This is a genomic window from Lacinutrix sp. MEBiC02595, from assembly GCF_053601555.1.
Genome location: NZ_JBSHNU010000246.1, coordinates 283828 through 299869, shown reverse-complemented (window position 1 = coordinate 299869; position 16042 = coordinate 283828). Strand labels below are relative to the sequence as shown.

Here is a 16042-nt window from a genome sequence, read left to right as displayed (position 1 = left end):
ATGAAATATCAAGAATTTTACCAAGAAAGTATACAATATCCAGAACGATTTTGGAAAGAACAAGCAAATCAACTCGATTGGTTTACGTCGCCAAAAACCATTTTGTCTAAAGATAAATATAACTATAGCCAATGGTTTGAAGATGGCGAATTAAACCTAAGCTATTTGTGTATAGACAAGCATATAAAAGATGGTTTTGGAGAACAAAATGCTATAATTTTTGACTCACCAGTTACCAACACAAAACAGCATATTACCTTCCATCAATTACACCATGAAGTTTCTAAACTCGCTGGTGGCTTACAGAATTTAGGCTTGCAAAAAGGCGATACTTGTATCATTTATATGCCAATGATTCCGCAAGCTGCATTCGCTATGTTGGCATGCGCAAGAATAGGCGTTATTCATTCGGTGGTATTTGGTGGATTTGCACCGCATGAGTTGGCAATTCGTATAGATGATTGTAAACCAAAAGCAATTATTACGGCGTCTAACGGTATAGAAATAGATCGTATTATTCCGTATAAACCTTTTGTAGATGAAGCAATTGCGAAAGCGAAAAACAAGCCGGAACATGTTGTTGTTTTTGATAGACAATTGGGTGTGGAAATTCCGAAGAAAAACTACGATATAGATTATACTACTTTAGTAGAAGAATCTCCTTCCATCGAAGCTGTTTCCGTACCATCCACGCATCCTTCCTATATATTATATACTTCAGGAACTACAGGAACACCAAAAGGAATTATTCGAGATACTGGTGGTTATGCAACTGCTTTAAAATTCTCTATGAAATATATTTATGGTGTAGACGAAGGCGATACTTTTTGGGCGGCAAGCGATGTGGGTTGGGTTGTAGGGCACAGTTACATTGTTTACGGACCTTTATTAAACAGAAATACAACGATTTTATTTGAAGGTAAACCAATACGAACTCCAGATGCATCTACATTTTGGAGAGTAATTAGTGAGCATCAAGTAAAAGTGATGTTTACAGCACCAACAGCAATTAGAGCTATAAAAAAAGAAGATCCAAATGGCGAATTATTAAAAGCATTCGACTTGTCTTGTTTAAAATATCAGTTTTTAGCAGGTGAACGTTGTGATGTTGCCACTTTAACTTGGACCGAAGAGCATTTAAAAGTTCCTGTAATAGACCATTGGTGGCAAACGGAAAGTGGTTGGCCAATGATAGCAAATATGGTTGGTGTAGCTTTACAAGAAGTAAAACCAGGATCTGCCAGCTTACCTGTTTGTGGTTATGATATTCAAATTTTGAATGAAGAAGGAGAAAAGGTCGACGCTAGCGTAGAAGGTTATGTCGCTGTAAAATTGCCATTACCACCAGGAACTTTAAGTAACCTTTGGGGGAATCCAGAGCGTTTTAAAGCAGGGTATTTAGACCGTTTTCCAGGATATTATTTTTCCGGAGATGGCGGTTATAAAGACGAAGATGGTTATATTTTTATAACAGGTCGCGTAGATGATGTAATTAACGTTGCTGGTCACCGATTATCTACTGCAGAAATGGAAGAAATTGTATCATCCCATAAAGCAGTTGCAGAATGTGCTGTTTTTGGTGTGCATTGTGACTTAAAAGGACAAAAGCCATTAGGTTTAATCGTTTTAAAATCTGGCGAATCTTCCACAGAAAACCAAATTCAAAAAGAAATTATACAAGAGGTTCGTAAAGAAATTGGAGCAGTAGCTTCCTTTAGAGATGTATTAGTTGTTAACCGATTACCAAAAACACGAAGTGGGAAAATTCTTCGTAAATTGTTGCGAAATATCGCAGATGAACAGCAATATAACATACCATCAACCATAGATGATATCGCTATTATAAACGAAATTAAAATAGTATATCAAACCCATTATATTGGGATTCATAAATAAGTTCTCGATACCATGCTCTTAAAATCGTATCACTCGAACTGACGAAGTGGATAACGTCATATCCATAGATAACGTCACTTAATAACTAACGTCATATCGAGTGATTTTTGAAGCATGAAAAAATGGTATCGAGATGTACTAAAATATAAACTATTTGTCAGGTCGAGCAGCGTCGAGACCAAATAATATATAAACCAATACATTATGAGTAATTACCACATTAAACACTTAGAAGAATATTACCAAGTCTATAGAAAATCCGTTAGAAATCCAGAAGGTTTTTGGGAAGAGATTGCGGAAGAGCATTTTCTATGGCGAAAAAAATGGGATAATGTTTTAAGTTGGGATTTCAAAAAACCAGAAGTAAAATGGTTTGAAGGAGCGCAACTAAACATTACCGAAAACTGTATCGATAGGCATTTAGCAACGCGAGGAGACAAAACTGCAATTCTTTTTGAGCCTAATGATCCAAGCGAAGGAGCAGAACATATTACATATAATCAGCTACATAAACGTGTAAACCAGTTTGCAAATGTGCTAAAAGAAAATGGTGTAAAAAAAGGAGATCGTGTATGTATTTACGTACCAATGATTCCCGAATTAGCAATTTCGCTACTAGCATGTGCTAGAATAGGAGCAATTCATAATGTGGTATTTGCAGGTTTTTCAGCAAATGCATTGTCAACCAGAATTAAGGATAGCGATTGTAAAATGGTAATTACTAGTGACGGCTCGTATCGCGGTGCAAAAACTATCGATTTAAAGGGTATTGTAGACGAAGCTTTAGAAAGCTGTGATGGCGTAGAAACGGTTTTAGTCGCAAAACGAATAAATTCAGAAATCAACATGAAAGAAGGTCGTGATAAATGGTTACAGCCTTTATTAGATGCAGCTTCAGACCAATGTAATGCAGAGGTAATGCAAGCTGAAGATCCTTTATTCATCTTATATACTTCAGGTTCTACAGGAAAACCAAAAGGAATGGTACATACCACAGCCGGATATATGGTGTACACAGCGTATACCTTTAAAAATGCATTTCAATATCGAGAAAATGATGTGTATTGGTGTACTGCAGATATTGGTTGGATTACAGGTCATAGTTATATTGTTTACGGTCCGTTAGCAAATGGAGCAACAACCGTATTATTTGAAGGTGTACCAAGCTATCCAGATTTTGGACGTTTTTGGGATATTGTAGAAAAACATAAAGTGAGTCAGTTTTATACCGCACCAACAGCCATTCGTGCCTTAGCCAAACAAGGCTTAGAGTTAGTAGAAAAATACGATTTGTCTTCACTTAAAGTTCTGGGAAGTGTAGGAGAACCAATTAATGAAGAAGCTTGGCATTGGTACAATGATAATATAGGAAAAGGGAAAAGCCCGATTATAGATTCGTGGTGGCAGACGGAAACTGGCGGAATTATGATAACGCCAATTCCATATGTAACACCAACAAAACCAACGTATGCAACTTTACCTTTTATAGGAGTGCAACCTTGTTTAATGGATGAGAATGGCGAAGAATTAAAAGGGAATCAAGTCGAAGGACGTTTATGTATAAAATTCCCATGGCCAAGTATTGCACGTACCATTTGGGGAAATCACCAACGGTACAAGGAAACCTATTTCTCCACCTATGAAAATAAATATTTTACCGGAGATGGTGCGTTAAGAGATGAGGTTGGCTACTATAGAATAACAGGTCGTGTAGATGACGTAATTATTGTTTCCGGACATAATTTAGGTACCGCACCAATTGAAGATGCTATTAATGAGCATCCTGCAGTTTCTGAAAGTGCTATTGTAGGTTTTCCGCATGACGTAAAAGGAAGCGCATTATATGGTTATATTACTTTAAAAGATGTTGGAGAAAGTAGAAACCATGATAACCTTCGTATGGAGATTAATCAATTAATTTCGGATCGTATCGGACCAATAGCAAAATTAAATAAAATACAGTTTACCGAAGGTTTACCAAAAACGCGAAGCGGAAAAATTATGCGTCGTATTTTACGTAAAATTGCCGAAAAAGATACTAGCAATTTAGGAGATATTAGTACGTTGCTTAACCCAGAATGTGTTCAGGATATTATGGATAATTCTTTATAGTTTTTTTATTTTCTTCAGACAAATATGGATAGCATTGCTAGTTACCGCTAATCCATTTAAAAAAGTGTTTCTACTATTAGGAACACTTTTTTTTATATTAAAATGAAAAGCGTATTTGAATTAAATTATAGAATTTGTAAATATAATCTATTGCCTTTCTGTTGGTTATGTGCCGAAGACATGAAATAAAAGAAAGGTTTTATCTTTTTTTTGTATATTTATCACAGTTAATCTTAACTATTTCTTCCTAGAAATAAATTAATAGCATCCCAACTATCTGTATTCAGATGGGTTTGCGCGCAAGTATTACTTTTTTGCGTGTGATTTATATGTTTTATAAAAACAGTAATAAGGTGCGAATTATGATTAGAAAAGCAAAGTTTTACGGCAATGAAATTAAAGTAGATAATGTAGATAGCATACTACCTATTGCATTACAAGCTAAATTTGAATTAAAAACAAGTATTGAAGTATCTTCCAACCGATCGGAAAATAAACCCATTACGGTCTCCTTTGAAGAACATGATTTACTGTCTCTACAGTTTACAGATAATACGGAATGGATAGGACATCCCGAAGATATTCAAGAAATATATAATGAAAAAACCTTAGAAAAAAGATCTGGTGGCGATGATGATTATTTGTTTGAAACGCAAATAGCAACAGACGAAAATTCTAGAGGACTTATTAAACGCGCTTTGGTAAAGGTGTTTAGTGTTTTTAAGGCTAAAAAGATTGCCGAAGTTTCTATGAAAGTACTTGGGGAAACTTATGATAAAAAAGTACAACCACATCCAGGTTTATATCAGGTAGATGCTAATTTTAAATTAGTACCGTATAAAAAAAGCAAACAGGATAAATACTTGTTATTACTTCACGGCACACTTTCTACTACTATCGATGCTTTTGGTAGTTTGAATAGTAGTAATGCTTGGCAAGATATTATTGAAATTTATGGCGCAAATATTCTAGCATTAGAGCATTATACCTTATCTCAAAGTCCGTTACAAAATGCTTTAGATTTTTTAAATCGCTGTCCAGATGATTGCACTATTGATATATTAAGTCATTCTAGAGGTGGTTTGGTAGCAGATATTCTTGCAAAATGTGATTTTAGAAATTATGTTTCTAAGGTTGGGTTTAGCGAAAATGAATTAAGTATTCTTAAAAAGGAAGATGCATATTCCTATAAATTGATGCTAGATATTAATGCTTTGGTGGTGAATAAGCGGATTAAAATTGATAAGGTGGTAAGAGTAGCTGCTCCAGCAAGTGGAACAACGATTCTATCTAGAAGAGCAGACCACTTTTTTAATCTATTATTAAATGCGGTTTCTATAGCTTTTGGTGTTAGAAATCCGATGTATGAAGCGGTAAAATCCTTTTTAATGGAATTGATTTCGCAAAAAGAGAACCCCGAAATACTGCCAGGTTTAAATAGCATGATGCCGGAGTCTTTATTTCAAAAAATGATGAATGCTGCAGATACTACGGTAGCCAGTGAATTATATGCTATTTCAGGAGATTCGGATGTTTCGGGAGTAAACTTTAGCTCCTTAAAAGTTATTCTTGCCAATCTTTTTTATCGTACCGAAAATGATCTTGTAGTAGATACGTATCGTATGGTTCATGGTGTACAAAGGACCAATGGCATACATTTTTTTCTTTCCAAAGGAAGCAATACAAACCATTTCAAATACTTTTCTAATGTAAAATCATGCGATGCTATACTTCAGGCTTTTAAGGATTCGGAACAAAACCCAGCTACCCTTTATAATACGCTATTGCAGAGTTCGGATGCAGACAGAGGCATTATATTAGATACGTTTTCATTAGACGGTTTTTCACTAAAACCAAGCAATATTTCTCGAGACGTTGTCATTATTATTCCTGGAATTATGGGATCTACACTAGCTAGTGATGACGATGATCAATGGGTAAATATGCGTAATATTAATAAAGGCGCTATTGTAAATAACTTAAATATTAGTGCCGATAATGTAAAGGCTTCCGGTATTATTAAGGACTTTTATTCTAAAATAAGCGAATATTATTCTGGTAAATATGATGTAATAACATTGGAATTTGATTGGCGGAAATCTGTAAAAGGAGCAGCCAAAGAATTAAGTACACAATTAGAAACACTAATAGAAGCAAATGCTAATATTAATATTATTGCGCATTCTATGGGCGGATTGGTTGCCAGACAATGCATGATGGATTTTAAAAATGTATGGTCCGATTTTTCCGATAATAAAAAGAACAAGTTTATCATGTTGGGAACACCATGGCTGGGTTCTTATCTTATTATGGAAGTGCTTACTGGTCATAGTAGACGTGTAAAACAATTAGCAGCTTTAGACTTTAGAAATGATAAAAAAGACCTTCTAAAAATATTTTGGAAATATCCTGGTGTATTCGAGTTATTACCTATCGAAAAATATAGCAAAAGGCCTTTTTGGGATGCTAAGTTTTGGAAAGATTTAGATAAAATGGCGAATCTAAAACACATGCCCGAACCAAGTAAAAATGAGAGATCGTTAAAAGATTTTAAAGCATTTAGAACTAGCGTTCTAGACTTTTTAAAAGATTTAGAAACTCCTGAAAATAAAGATGTTTTTAAGAATATATATTACGTAGCAGGAAAAGCAGAAGAAACCGTTTTCGATTATACCTTTAAAAGTAGATTTTTATCCAGCTATGAAAAACTAGTGTACAAAGCCACCTCGCATGGTGATGGAAGTGTTACTTGGCAATCAGGTATTCCGAAACAACTTCTTGGTAGTACCAATTTATACTATTCTAATACTACGCATGGCGATCTGGCAAATGAGAAATATATTTTTGAAGGTATTGAAGATATCATCGCAACAGGAAGTACTAATAAACTTAGTACGCAACAGCCAAAGTCTAGAAGCGGAGAAGTAATTAGTGAAGTATATCGATATGCTGAACCTTTACATAACCAACAAGATGTAGTAAAAGCACTATTTGATACACAACCAGTTGCAGAGACGGAGACCGAAATGATAAACGTTAGTGTTATTAATGGAGATTTACGAATATCTTCTTTTCCTGTTATGGTTGGGCACTTTTATATGGACTTGATTTTAAGTGCCGAAAAAGCATTAGATAATTATTTAAATAATCGATTGTCACAGCGTTTAGATATTGGTTATTATCCGGGGCAAGTAGGAGAAAGTGAGGTGTTTTTTAATTTGAAAACGCAGCCTAAAGGAGCTGTTATTTGCGGACTAGGAAGTTCGGATAACCTAACCACTTTTCTATTAGCAAAAACGGTGAAGTTTGCGACTTTAAAGTATGCCATGTTTATGCGAGATAACTATACGCTGCCAGAAGTTAAAAAATATGGCACCGGACTATCGGCTATTTTAATAGGTATCGGCTATGGTAAATTGCCATTAGAAGATTCCCTTAAAGGTATTTTACTAGGTGTTTCGGCAGCAAATGCATATATAAAAGATAGAGGTGAAGGATTAAAACAAATTAAAGATTTAGAGATTATTAATTACTACGAATCTGTAGCAAGTCAGGCATACTTCAGTTTAAGCAGAATGCAAGATAATGACAATCGAATCTCCATTAATTTAACCAAAGGTGTTTTACGAAGAGCTGGTGCGAAAAAGAAACAATTGTATTCGGATAATAAATATAACTGGTGGTATAACCTGCATATTAATGGCGTTGTAAAAGAAAGTAAAGATAGAAACGAAAAAGATAATGTGGTCGGATTTAAATATTATTCGTCCAACGGATTAGCAAGAGTAGAACAAGAAATGATTGATATTGGTTTAAATAAAATTAACTTTTTATTACAGCAAAAATCCTATCAATCTATTTGGGACAAAAGGTTATCCAAGGCATTATTCGAAATGTTAGTGCCTAATGAGTTTAAAGATACTTTTAGAAACCAAGCCAATATGATTATCAAACTAGATAAGAATGCGGCACAAATACCTTGGGAATTATTACACGATCATGAAACAGGAGAAACGCCGGCAGCAGTAAGCTCGAGTTTTATAAGACAGCTAGTTACCGAATATGCAACCTATAATTCACAGGTATCCCTAAATAATAATAGTGTTTTTGTTGTAGGTGATCCCAATTATAATAGCGATAATCTGCCACAATTGCCAGCAGCAAAAGAAGAAGCAGAGTGGATTACTAAAAAATTAAATCAATTTGGTTTTGAAACCACATCGATGATCAATGCTTCTGCAGCACCAATAATGATGGAGTTGTTTAATAAGAAATATAAAATATTACATTTTGCGGGACATGGTTTATACGATCCAGAAAATAACGAAGTAGGAATAGCCATTGGTGAAAGTATTTGCATCGATCCGGCAACCATAAAACAATTAGGGTATGTTCCAGAATTTGTATTTATAAACTGTTGCTATTCCGGAGCCATACATGTGGAAGACGAAAAATATACCAGAGAACGATATCGCTTAGCAGCAAATGTAGGAACGCAACTTATAGAAATGGGCGTTAAAGCAATTGTTATTTCTGGTTGGGCAGTTAATGATGCCGCAGCAAAAACTTTTTCCGAAGTCTTTTATAAAAATATGTTAGAAGGAGATACGTTTGGAAGTGCGGTTCAAAAAGCAAGATTAGCATGTTATCAAAACCATTCTAATACCAGTACTTGGGGAGCATATCAATGTTATGGGAATCAGTTTTACAGGTTTATTACCAGAGGATCCAAGAAGAAAGAAGACTTTGAATATGTAATTCCTTCGCAGATTTATACCGATTTTGATAACCTATTAATAGCGATTAGAGACCAAAAATACAATAGCAATCAAGCGCTTCAAAAATTAGAAGGTTATTTAGAAAAGGTAGAGCAAGCAAATTTATTAGACGCTAATATTTTAGAAAAAGAAGCCTTGGTGTATAATGAATTGGGCGAAACAGAAATTGCACTACAAAAATTTAAAGACCTATTTGTGTATTCTAATGGTAATTTCTCCATTGAAGCTTTAGAGCAATATTGTATCATTAAAACCAATCATTTAAATAGAAAAACACTGGTCTATGACTTAAAGGAAATTGAGTTTTTAACCTTGGTAGGTAAAAATCCATGCCGATTAAATATTGTAGGGAATGCCTATAAATTAGCATCCACACATTTAGAAACTACCAAAGAAAAAATTGAATACCTTAAAAGAGCATTCGCCATGTATGTCGATTCGTATAAAACATCCACTAATAAATACGATGGTAATAGTTTAGATGCGATGTCGAATTTAATTTTTGTCGGACATATAATCGAGCTTTTAGGAGACGATAAACTAGAGGATTCCATCACAAATTCTGGCGCATTTGAAAACAGCGTAGATATAAAATCCTACCTAATAGATTTCCATCAAGAGCTTGAAGATTATGATAAAACCGACTTAGACGTCTCGGTGCTTATTGGTATGGCAGAAGCTAATTTTGGGTTAATGCTAATAAACAATAAGTTTAAACCAAATATAGAAATCGATATAATAGCCAGATTTAAACATGTATTCCAGCTTTTATATAGTCCGCGATATATTAAAAACGAAATTATTCAAATAGACTTTTTACTAAATTATATAAAAGACGAAATCATTATCGAACAATTAAATAAAATCAAGCTAGAAATAGAAAAGCTTTTAAATTAGTTGGGCATTCCACTTTTTCGCAACAGCTGCAAAGTGTCGGGCTCTCACTACTCGCTCTCTGCGAGGAGCTCAAACATGCCGTTCTATCCCTAATGCAGAAACAATCGGCATTGCTAGTAACAAAGCAATCTGTTTAATGATTAATAAAAAGCCATTCCTGTAATGGCTTTTTTTATATTTGTTAAGCAATCAAAATAGGAGCATGAATTTACAACCACTTTTAAACTATATAAGTAAAATAGTAACGTTAACCGACCAAGAGATCACTTTTTTAACCAGTCAAGTTACGTCTAGAAAATATTTAAAAGGACAATATATTTTACAACAAGGCGATGTCAATAAATCGATTTGTTTTGTGGTTTCTGGTTGTACCAAAATGTTTTATGTAGATACCGAAGGACAAGAACATATCCTTATGTTTTCGGTGGAAGATTGGTGGACTTCCGATCTTGGAAGTTTCATTTCTCAAACACCTTCCGATTTTAATGTGCAATGTATAGAAGATACCGAATGTATTATCTTTTCACATACTAACATGGAAGAAACGTATGCGCAAATTCCTAAGTTAGAACGACTTTTCCGAAAAACTATTGAAAAAGCATTTGTAGCTTCACAAAAAAGAATCGTTCGAAATTTTAGTATGTCTGCAAAAGAGAGATACCTCATTTTTAGAGATAGTTACCCCGAAATAGAACAACGAATTCCGCAGTATATGGTCGCTTCCTATTTAGGGATTACCAAAGAATTTTTAAGTAAAATAAAAAGTCAAATCGCTGCCCAATAAAAAATGTTAATCTACATTAACAACATTTAATAAACTAGGTCATCTTTTCTTTCCTAATATTATTAGATCTTTGCTTCAGACAAATAAAAACATATAAAAATGAAAACACTTTTAACCGCAATTATAACATTTGCAACATTTTCAACCGCTATAATAGCGCAAAACAAAGAGATTAAAACTACAGATAGTAAAGTAGTTTGGAAAGGATACAAAGTAACAGGTTCTCATGAAGGAACAATAAACTTACAATCTGGATCTTTAGATTTTAAAGACGAAGTATTAACTGGAGGTACATTTGTTATAGATATGACAACCATTAGTAGTACAGATCTTGAAGGAGAATACAAAGACAAATTAGACGGACATTTAAAATCGGATGACTTTTTTGGAGTAAGTAAATTTGGAACTGCAAACTTAGTATTTACCGAAGTAACAGCAACAGGAAAAAACTCGTATACCGCTACTGGAGACTTAACGATTAAAGGAAAAACAAATCCGGTAACTATAAATATATCTGTGTACGGAAGCAAAGCAACAGCAACACTAAAAGTAGACAGAACAAAATTTGATGTAAAATATGGTTCTACTAGCTTTTTTGATGATTTAAAAGATAAAGCAATTTATGACGAATTTGATTTAGTAGCAGATTTACAATTCTAAAAAATCTATTTCTTCTTTATCATACCAATACAGCAAACAGATCTGTTAAAGTTTTCTTTAATTAGTAAATGCGTTAATCCTTAAATCGATTGCAATAATAAGTACTTTAGTTCTGCATTATCTTTGAAGTATTATTAACTTAAAACACACAATACTATGAATGCAGATCAATTTAAAGGAAAATGGAAACAGATAAAAGGTGATTTTAAAAGCAAATACGGAAAGCTTACAGATGACGAGTATACAGAAGCTGAAGGCGATTTCGATAAATTAGCAGGGAAAATCCAAGAAAAATACGGTAAAACAAAAGAAGAGATTAAAAGTGAAATAGAAAACTGGTAAACTTGAATTATTACCATTAAAAAAGCATCCTTATTACTACAATAAGGATGCTTTTTTTATATAAAATAACGTTCTTTGTAGTAATAGATAATTATGAAAAACATTAGAGCCTATATAGAAGAAACCATAACTGTAGATGATACCGATTGGCAATTGTTTTCCTCTAAATTAGTAAAGCGAGAATTCAAGAAAAAAGATAAGCTTGTGGAGGTTGGTCAAGTAGAAAATTACATCTCTTTTATAGAATCTGGAATCGCACGTTTTTTAATTCCTAAAGAAGATAAAGAAAAAGAAATCACCTTTGGTTTTTGTTTCGAAAACGAATTTATAAGTGCTTATGATTCTTTTTTAACTCACGAACCTTCGTTGTACCAAATTGAAGCACTCACTAATATGTCAATTTGGAGTATTTCCTATACCGACTTACAAGAAGTATATCAAAAAAGTTTTGTTGGTAATGTCATTGGGCGTATGTCTTCCGAGCGTTTATTTCTTATCAAATCCAAACGTGAACAATCCCTTTTAAACGAAACTGCCGAAGCCCGTTACCTCAAACTTTTCACAGAACGACCAAACTTAATTAAAGAAGTTCCGTTAAAATATATCGCTTCATATATTGGTGTAACCGCACAAGCATTAAGTAGAATTAGAAAACGAATTTCTTAACCTAGGTTCATTGTAATTCGCATAACATATTCCGACCTTTACAAAAAGCGAAGATTATGACTATTCTTATATTTATCATTATTTTATGGTATACCGGTTTGTTTTTTCAAACCTTCTTTTTACATCGCTATGCAGCGCATCAAACCTTTACTATGTCTAAGTTTGCAGAGCGAGTGTGTTTCTTTTTAACATGGCTATTTCAAGGTTCCAATTATTTAAGTGCGTATGGTTACGGTGTTATGCATAGAATGCACCATGCCTATGCAGATACCGAAAAAGATCCGCATTCTCCAAAATATGACGCCAATGTATTTACTATGATGTGGCGTACCAAAAACATCTATCAAGATATCAATCAAAAACGTATTGCCGTAGCAGATAAGTTTACTAAAAACGTTCCGCAATGGGAAGCTTTCGATAAATTTGCAAGCTCTAGAGCGTCTCGATTAGTTTGGGTAGTTTTATACACCGCATTTTTTGCTGTATTTGCAACTGCTTGGTGGCAATGGCTATTTTTACCAGTTGCCTATTTAATGGCACCAATTCATGGCGTGATTATTAATTGGTTTGCACACATTTACGGATATAGAAATTTTGAAGTTTCAGACACCTCAAAAAACCTTTTACCTGTCGATTTTTTAATGATGGGCGAAGGCTACCACAATAATCATCATTCGCATAGCGGACGCGCAAATTTCGGAATCAAATGGCACGAGATTGATCCTACGTATTGCATCATGGTGGTACTAGATAAAATGCATCTTATTAAATTGAAAAAAGCTACTAGTTAACGTCATTGCGAGGAGGCACGACGAAGCAATCTGTTTATAGTTAATCCGTAGGGCATTACCTTTTGCCAAAAAAAGGCAAAACGTCAGGCTTTCCGCTATATCTTTTTTGCTTTTTATGGCAAAAAAGATATAGCGGAAAGCCCTAATGCAGAAACAAAAAAAGCAACCGGTAAAGGTTGCTTTTTTTGTTTCTAAAAACAGGTAGTATTACATTCAAATCCGATTAATAATTCTCAAAAATGTGATTTTTTATCATATACGGAGTGATCTTTTTTAATGTTTCACCCGTAATTGGATGCTTTTCAAAACTAGTAAAATATTCTAAATCGCCCTTACTATTTTTTCCGTACCATAAGTTTTCCTTTCCATCTATTTTAAAAAAAGCATAGGTAGAATCTGGGGCTATTCGTTTAAATTTTTCTAGAACATACATGTCTTTTGTAATAGATTCAATATCTCCTTTTTCTTCACAAGACACTTTTTCATAATGTGTATTATCTACCCAAATCATGCAATTTTCTTTTGTATTATCATAAGTAATGTAGCCAATACAAGAAACTATAATTGTAGAACCGATAAGGCTTAACTTTTTATTAAAACTTATGGATTCCCTTTTAGTAGTGTTTTTCTTTTGAAGAGAAAAATCAGAGAAATTTTCGAAACCTAAATAAGTACTAAGTACATCTAGGTTAAATGAGTTTGGTTTGGTTTTTTCGCTTTCCTTTTTTAATAGGTAGCCATCATAATATCGTAGTAATGTTCTTTCTGCAATTTTTTCATGAATAGCAGTATACAAGTATTTTGAAATTCCATATCCAGTCGTTTCACTAGAATCTTCTGCTACTTTTTTAAATACTAGTGCCATCAATTTTTCAATTAATGCTTCCTTTTTAATTGTATTGGTTTCTATTATTTTCATTTTAAATCACTGATTAATAGTTATTTAGTTTGGTGTCACATGCATGTCAAACAGATGTCATTATGTTGTCACTATTCTTTTTTTTAATCTATCCTTTATTTGCTTCAGAACGGATAAACACCATAGCGTAATATGGTTTACGAAATATATCCATTCTATACTGGAGCAGCAAAGTAAAATGGTATTGCCACTTGGGAAGTAACAATAACTATTTGCTTCTGCGCTCCATACTTCCCAAAGAAGCGAGAGACGTCTCTCTAAAATTTTAGGGTGTTGCCCTGTAAAAATTTTCGATAAAACATATCGAATAGCAACACGTATGTCCAATTTTAAAATATAACAAAATGAAAAAAATATATGTAATTCTCCTTACGGTTTTCCTCAATGTAGCTTTATTTTCTTGTACGCCAACTAGTATTCAGGAAGATGCACCAACAGCAACAGTAGATTGTTGCGATGAAGATGGGGATATAGATCCGCCACCTCCACCGCCACCACCAGGAAATCGAGGATAAAACTATTGTTAGTTAAAAAATGTTTCTAAATTTGAGGAATGAGATACTTAGTAAAATCATTCCTCTTTTTTTTTGTGTTTTTTCAGATAATTTCTACTACCAAGATATATGCTCAAAAAAGTATAGATAGCAGTTCGTATTATGTTAACCTTATTAATAAACCAAAACTAAATGAGGATCTTGTTATTGGTTTAGGGTATTTTCAAAATAAAAAAATTAAAAATTTACATGCCGATAATAAATTAGCTGTAGTTTATAACTTGATTTTTATAGCTAGAGCAGAAAAGAAAATAGGGGTTCTGTATGATAGTGAAAACTCGGCTATTGAAGCTTTAAAATTATTAGATCAATTAGACGAAAACGGATATAATAAATATAGAATTTCATTATATAATCATTTAGGAGTTATTAGTAAAGAACTCTATAAATATAGTATAGCATTAGACTATTTTAGAAAGGTATTAGCTATTGAAAATCGCCCAAAAGAAATAGCTACGGTTTTAAATAATATGGGTAATGTCTATAAAGAAAAAAAGGAATATGTAGTAGCTATAAATTACTATAAAGAAGCGTATACTAAAAGTGTGATTATTAAGGATCGTTTAAATCAAGCAAGAGTTTTAGATAACTTGGGAGTGGTGCAATCTAAATTAGATCTACCAGAAGCATTGGGTAATATAAATAAGGGACTTCAAATAAGAATAGATAAAAAATTTAAACAAGGAATTATCTCAAGCTATTCTAGCCTATCAGAATATTACAAAAACCGTAAGGATAGAGTAAATGCTTTGTTATATGCAGACAAAGCACTAGATATTGCAAATTTCACTAAAAACATAGACTATATAATAAGTGCATTAGGTAATAAGATGAGTATTAATGAAGATATGGGTGTTCTTACTTATAAGCGATTAACAGATAGTGTAAATGCTAGTAAAGAGAAAATTAAGAATCGATACGCCGTTGAAAAATATAATTATGATAAGAAATCTGGTGAACTTAAAATAAATAAAATTAAAAGACAAAACGATCAAATTTTATTTTTTATTGGATTGCTTTTTCTGCTGTTATGTACTACTTTTTTATATTTTATTTTGAGAGCGAAACATAAAAAAGAGAAGCTCTCACAGGTTTACAATACTGAAACCCGGATTTCAAAAAAAGTACATGATGAGGTTGCTAATGATGTATATCAAGTAATGACAAAGTTGCAAAACCATACCTATCTAAATGAAGATGTATTAGATGATTTAGAAGATATTTATACCAAAACTAGGGATATTTCTAAAGAAAGTAGTGCTATTAATATGGAGCAAGACTTTAAAGATGCAATTACAGATTTACTCCTCAGTTATAAAAGTAATACCGTAAATGTGATCACAAAAGGTATTTCTACTGTAGATTGGCAATCTTTATCCGCAATTAAAAAGGTAGCAATTTATCGCGTATTACAAGAACTTATGACTAATATGAAGAAGCATAGTGGCGCGAGTATCGTCGTGCTTGTATTTCATAAAGAAAATAAAAAAATAAGCATTAATTATAAAGATAATGGTGTAGGCTGTATACTAAAAAAATATAATGGTTTACAGAATACGGAAAACCGTATAGAAACTATAAATGGAACTATTACTTTTGATTCTAGTACTAATAATGGTTTTAAAGCAAATATTATAATTTAA

11 protein-coding genes are annotated in these 16042 nt (G+C 33.1%); 10 read left to right on the top strand and 1 reads right to left on the bottom strand.

Translation table 11 applies throughout. From position 1 onward, the window contains the following. The 8 genes from ACVCZW_RS18735 (at position 1) to ACVCZW_RS18700 (ending at position 12926) form a co-directional block, all read left to right on the top strand. Entirely contained in the window at positions 1–1896 is a 1896-nt protein-coding gene (locus tag ACVCZW_RS18735; RefSeq protein WP_452233168.1) for an acetate--CoA ligase, read from the top strand. 204 nt (positions 1897–2100) lie between these two features. Next, positions 2101–4008 (top strand): acetate--CoA ligase, encoded by a 1908-nt coding sequence (gene acs, locus ACVCZW_RS18730; protein WP_452233167.1) that lies wholly within the window; start codon positions 2101–2103, stop codon positions 4006–4008. A 362-nt stretch (positions 4009–4370) separates the two neighbouring features. Next, entirely contained in the window at positions 4371–9683 is a 5313-nt protein-coding gene (locus tag ACVCZW_RS18725; protein WP_452233166.1) for a DUF7379 domain-containing protein, read from the top strand. A 202-nt stretch (positions 9684–9885) separates the two neighbouring features. Beyond that, positions 9886–10467 (top strand): Crp/Fnr family transcriptional regulator, encoded by a 582-nt coding sequence (locus tag ACVCZW_RS18720; protein ID WP_452233165.1) that lies wholly within the window; start codon positions 9886–9888, stop codon positions 10465–10467. A 99-nt stretch (positions 10468–10566) separates the two neighbouring features. Further along, positions 10567–11127 (top strand): YceI family protein, encoded by a 561-nt coding sequence (locus ACVCZW_RS18715; RefSeq protein WP_452233164.1) that lies wholly within the window; start codon positions 10567–10569, stop codon positions 11125–11127. A 156-nt stretch (positions 11128–11283) separates the two neighbouring features. Beyond that, positions 11284–11469 carry a CsbD family protein gene (locus tag ACVCZW_RS18710; RefSeq protein WP_452233163.1) on the top strand — a complete coding sequence of 62 codons (186 nt, stop codon included), beginning with the start codon at positions 11284–11286 and terminating at the stop codon, positions 11467–11469. Positions 11470–11562: 93 nt separating this feature from the next. After that, complete coding sequence (locus ACVCZW_RS18705) at positions 11563–12135, top strand: Crp/Fnr family transcriptional regulator (RefSeq protein WP_452228281.1); 573 nt, start codon at positions 11563–11565, stop codon at positions 12133–12135. 56 nt (positions 12136–12191) lie between these two features. Next, positions 12192–12926: an acyl-CoA desaturase gene (locus ACVCZW_RS18700; RefSeq protein WP_452228282.1), complete on the top strand. Its 735-nt coding sequence runs from the start codon at positions 12192–12194 to the stop codon at positions 12924–12926. A 223-nt stretch (positions 12927–13149) separates the two neighbouring features. Here the strand turns inward: ACVCZW_RS18700 and ACVCZW_RS18695 are convergent, their stop codons facing one another. Further along, complete coding sequence (locus ACVCZW_RS18695; protein ID WP_452233162.1) at positions 13150–13845, bottom strand: hypothetical protein; 696 nt, start codon at positions 13843–13845, stop codon at positions 13150–13152. 344 nt (positions 13846–14189) lie between these two features. Between ACVCZW_RS18695 and ACVCZW_RS18690 the strand changes: the two genes are divergently transcribed. After that, the gene (locus tag ACVCZW_RS18690; RefSeq protein ID WP_452228284.1) at positions 14190–14360 is read left to right on the top strand and encodes a hypothetical protein; all 171 of its coding nucleotides are present in this window, start codon (positions 14190–14192) and stop codon (positions 14358–14360) included. Between the two features lie 38 nt (positions 14361–14398). After that, complete coding sequence (locus ACVCZW_RS18685) at positions 14399–16042, top strand: tetratricopeptide repeat-containing sensor histidine kinase (RefSeq protein ID WP_452233161.1); 1644 nt, start codon at positions 14399–14401, stop codon at positions 16040–16042.

Excerpts from the sequence above, each read along its gene's own strand:
- ACVCZW_RS18735 (WP_452233168.1), top strand. The coding sequence starts at position 1 with ATGAAATATCAAGAATTTTACCAAGAAAGTATACAATATCCAGAACGA.
- acs (WP_452233167.1), top strand. The coding sequence starts at position 2,101 with ATGAGTAATTACCACATTAAACACTTAGAAGAATATTACCAAGTCTAT.
- ACVCZW_RS18725 (WP_452233166.1), top strand. The coding sequence starts at position 4,371 with ATGATTAGAAAAGCAAAGTTTTACGGCAATGAAATTAAAGTAGATAAT.
- ACVCZW_RS18720 (WP_452233165.1), top strand. The coding sequence starts at position 9,886 with ATGAATTTACAACCACTTTTAAACTATATAAGTAAAATAGTAACGTTA.
- ACVCZW_RS18715 (WP_452233164.1), top strand. The coding sequence starts at position 10,567 with ATGAAAACACTTTTAACCGCAATTATAACATTTGCAACATTTTCAACC.
- ACVCZW_RS18710 (WP_452233163.1), top strand. The coding sequence starts at position 11,284 with ATGAATGCAGATCAATTTAAAGGAAAATGGAAACAGATAAAAGGTGAT.
- ACVCZW_RS18705 (WP_452228281.1), top strand. The coding sequence starts at position 11,563 with ATGAAAAACATTAGAGCCTATATAGAAGAAACCATAACTGTAGATGAT.
- ACVCZW_RS18700 (WP_452228282.1), top strand. The coding sequence starts at position 12,192 with ATGACTATTCTTATATTTATCATTATTTTATGGTATACCGGTTTGTTT.
- ACVCZW_RS18695 (WP_452233162.1), bottom strand. The coding sequence starts at position 13,845 with ATGAAAATAATAGAAACCAATACAATTAAAAAGGAAGCATTAATTGAA.
- ACVCZW_RS18690 (WP_452228284.1), top strand. The coding sequence starts at position 14,190 with ATGAAAAAAATATATGTAATTCTCCTTACGGTTTTCCTCAATGTAGCT.
- ACVCZW_RS18685 (WP_452233161.1), top strand. The coding sequence starts at position 14,399 with ATGAGATACTTAGTAAAATCATTCCTCTTTTTTTTTGTGTTTTTTCAG.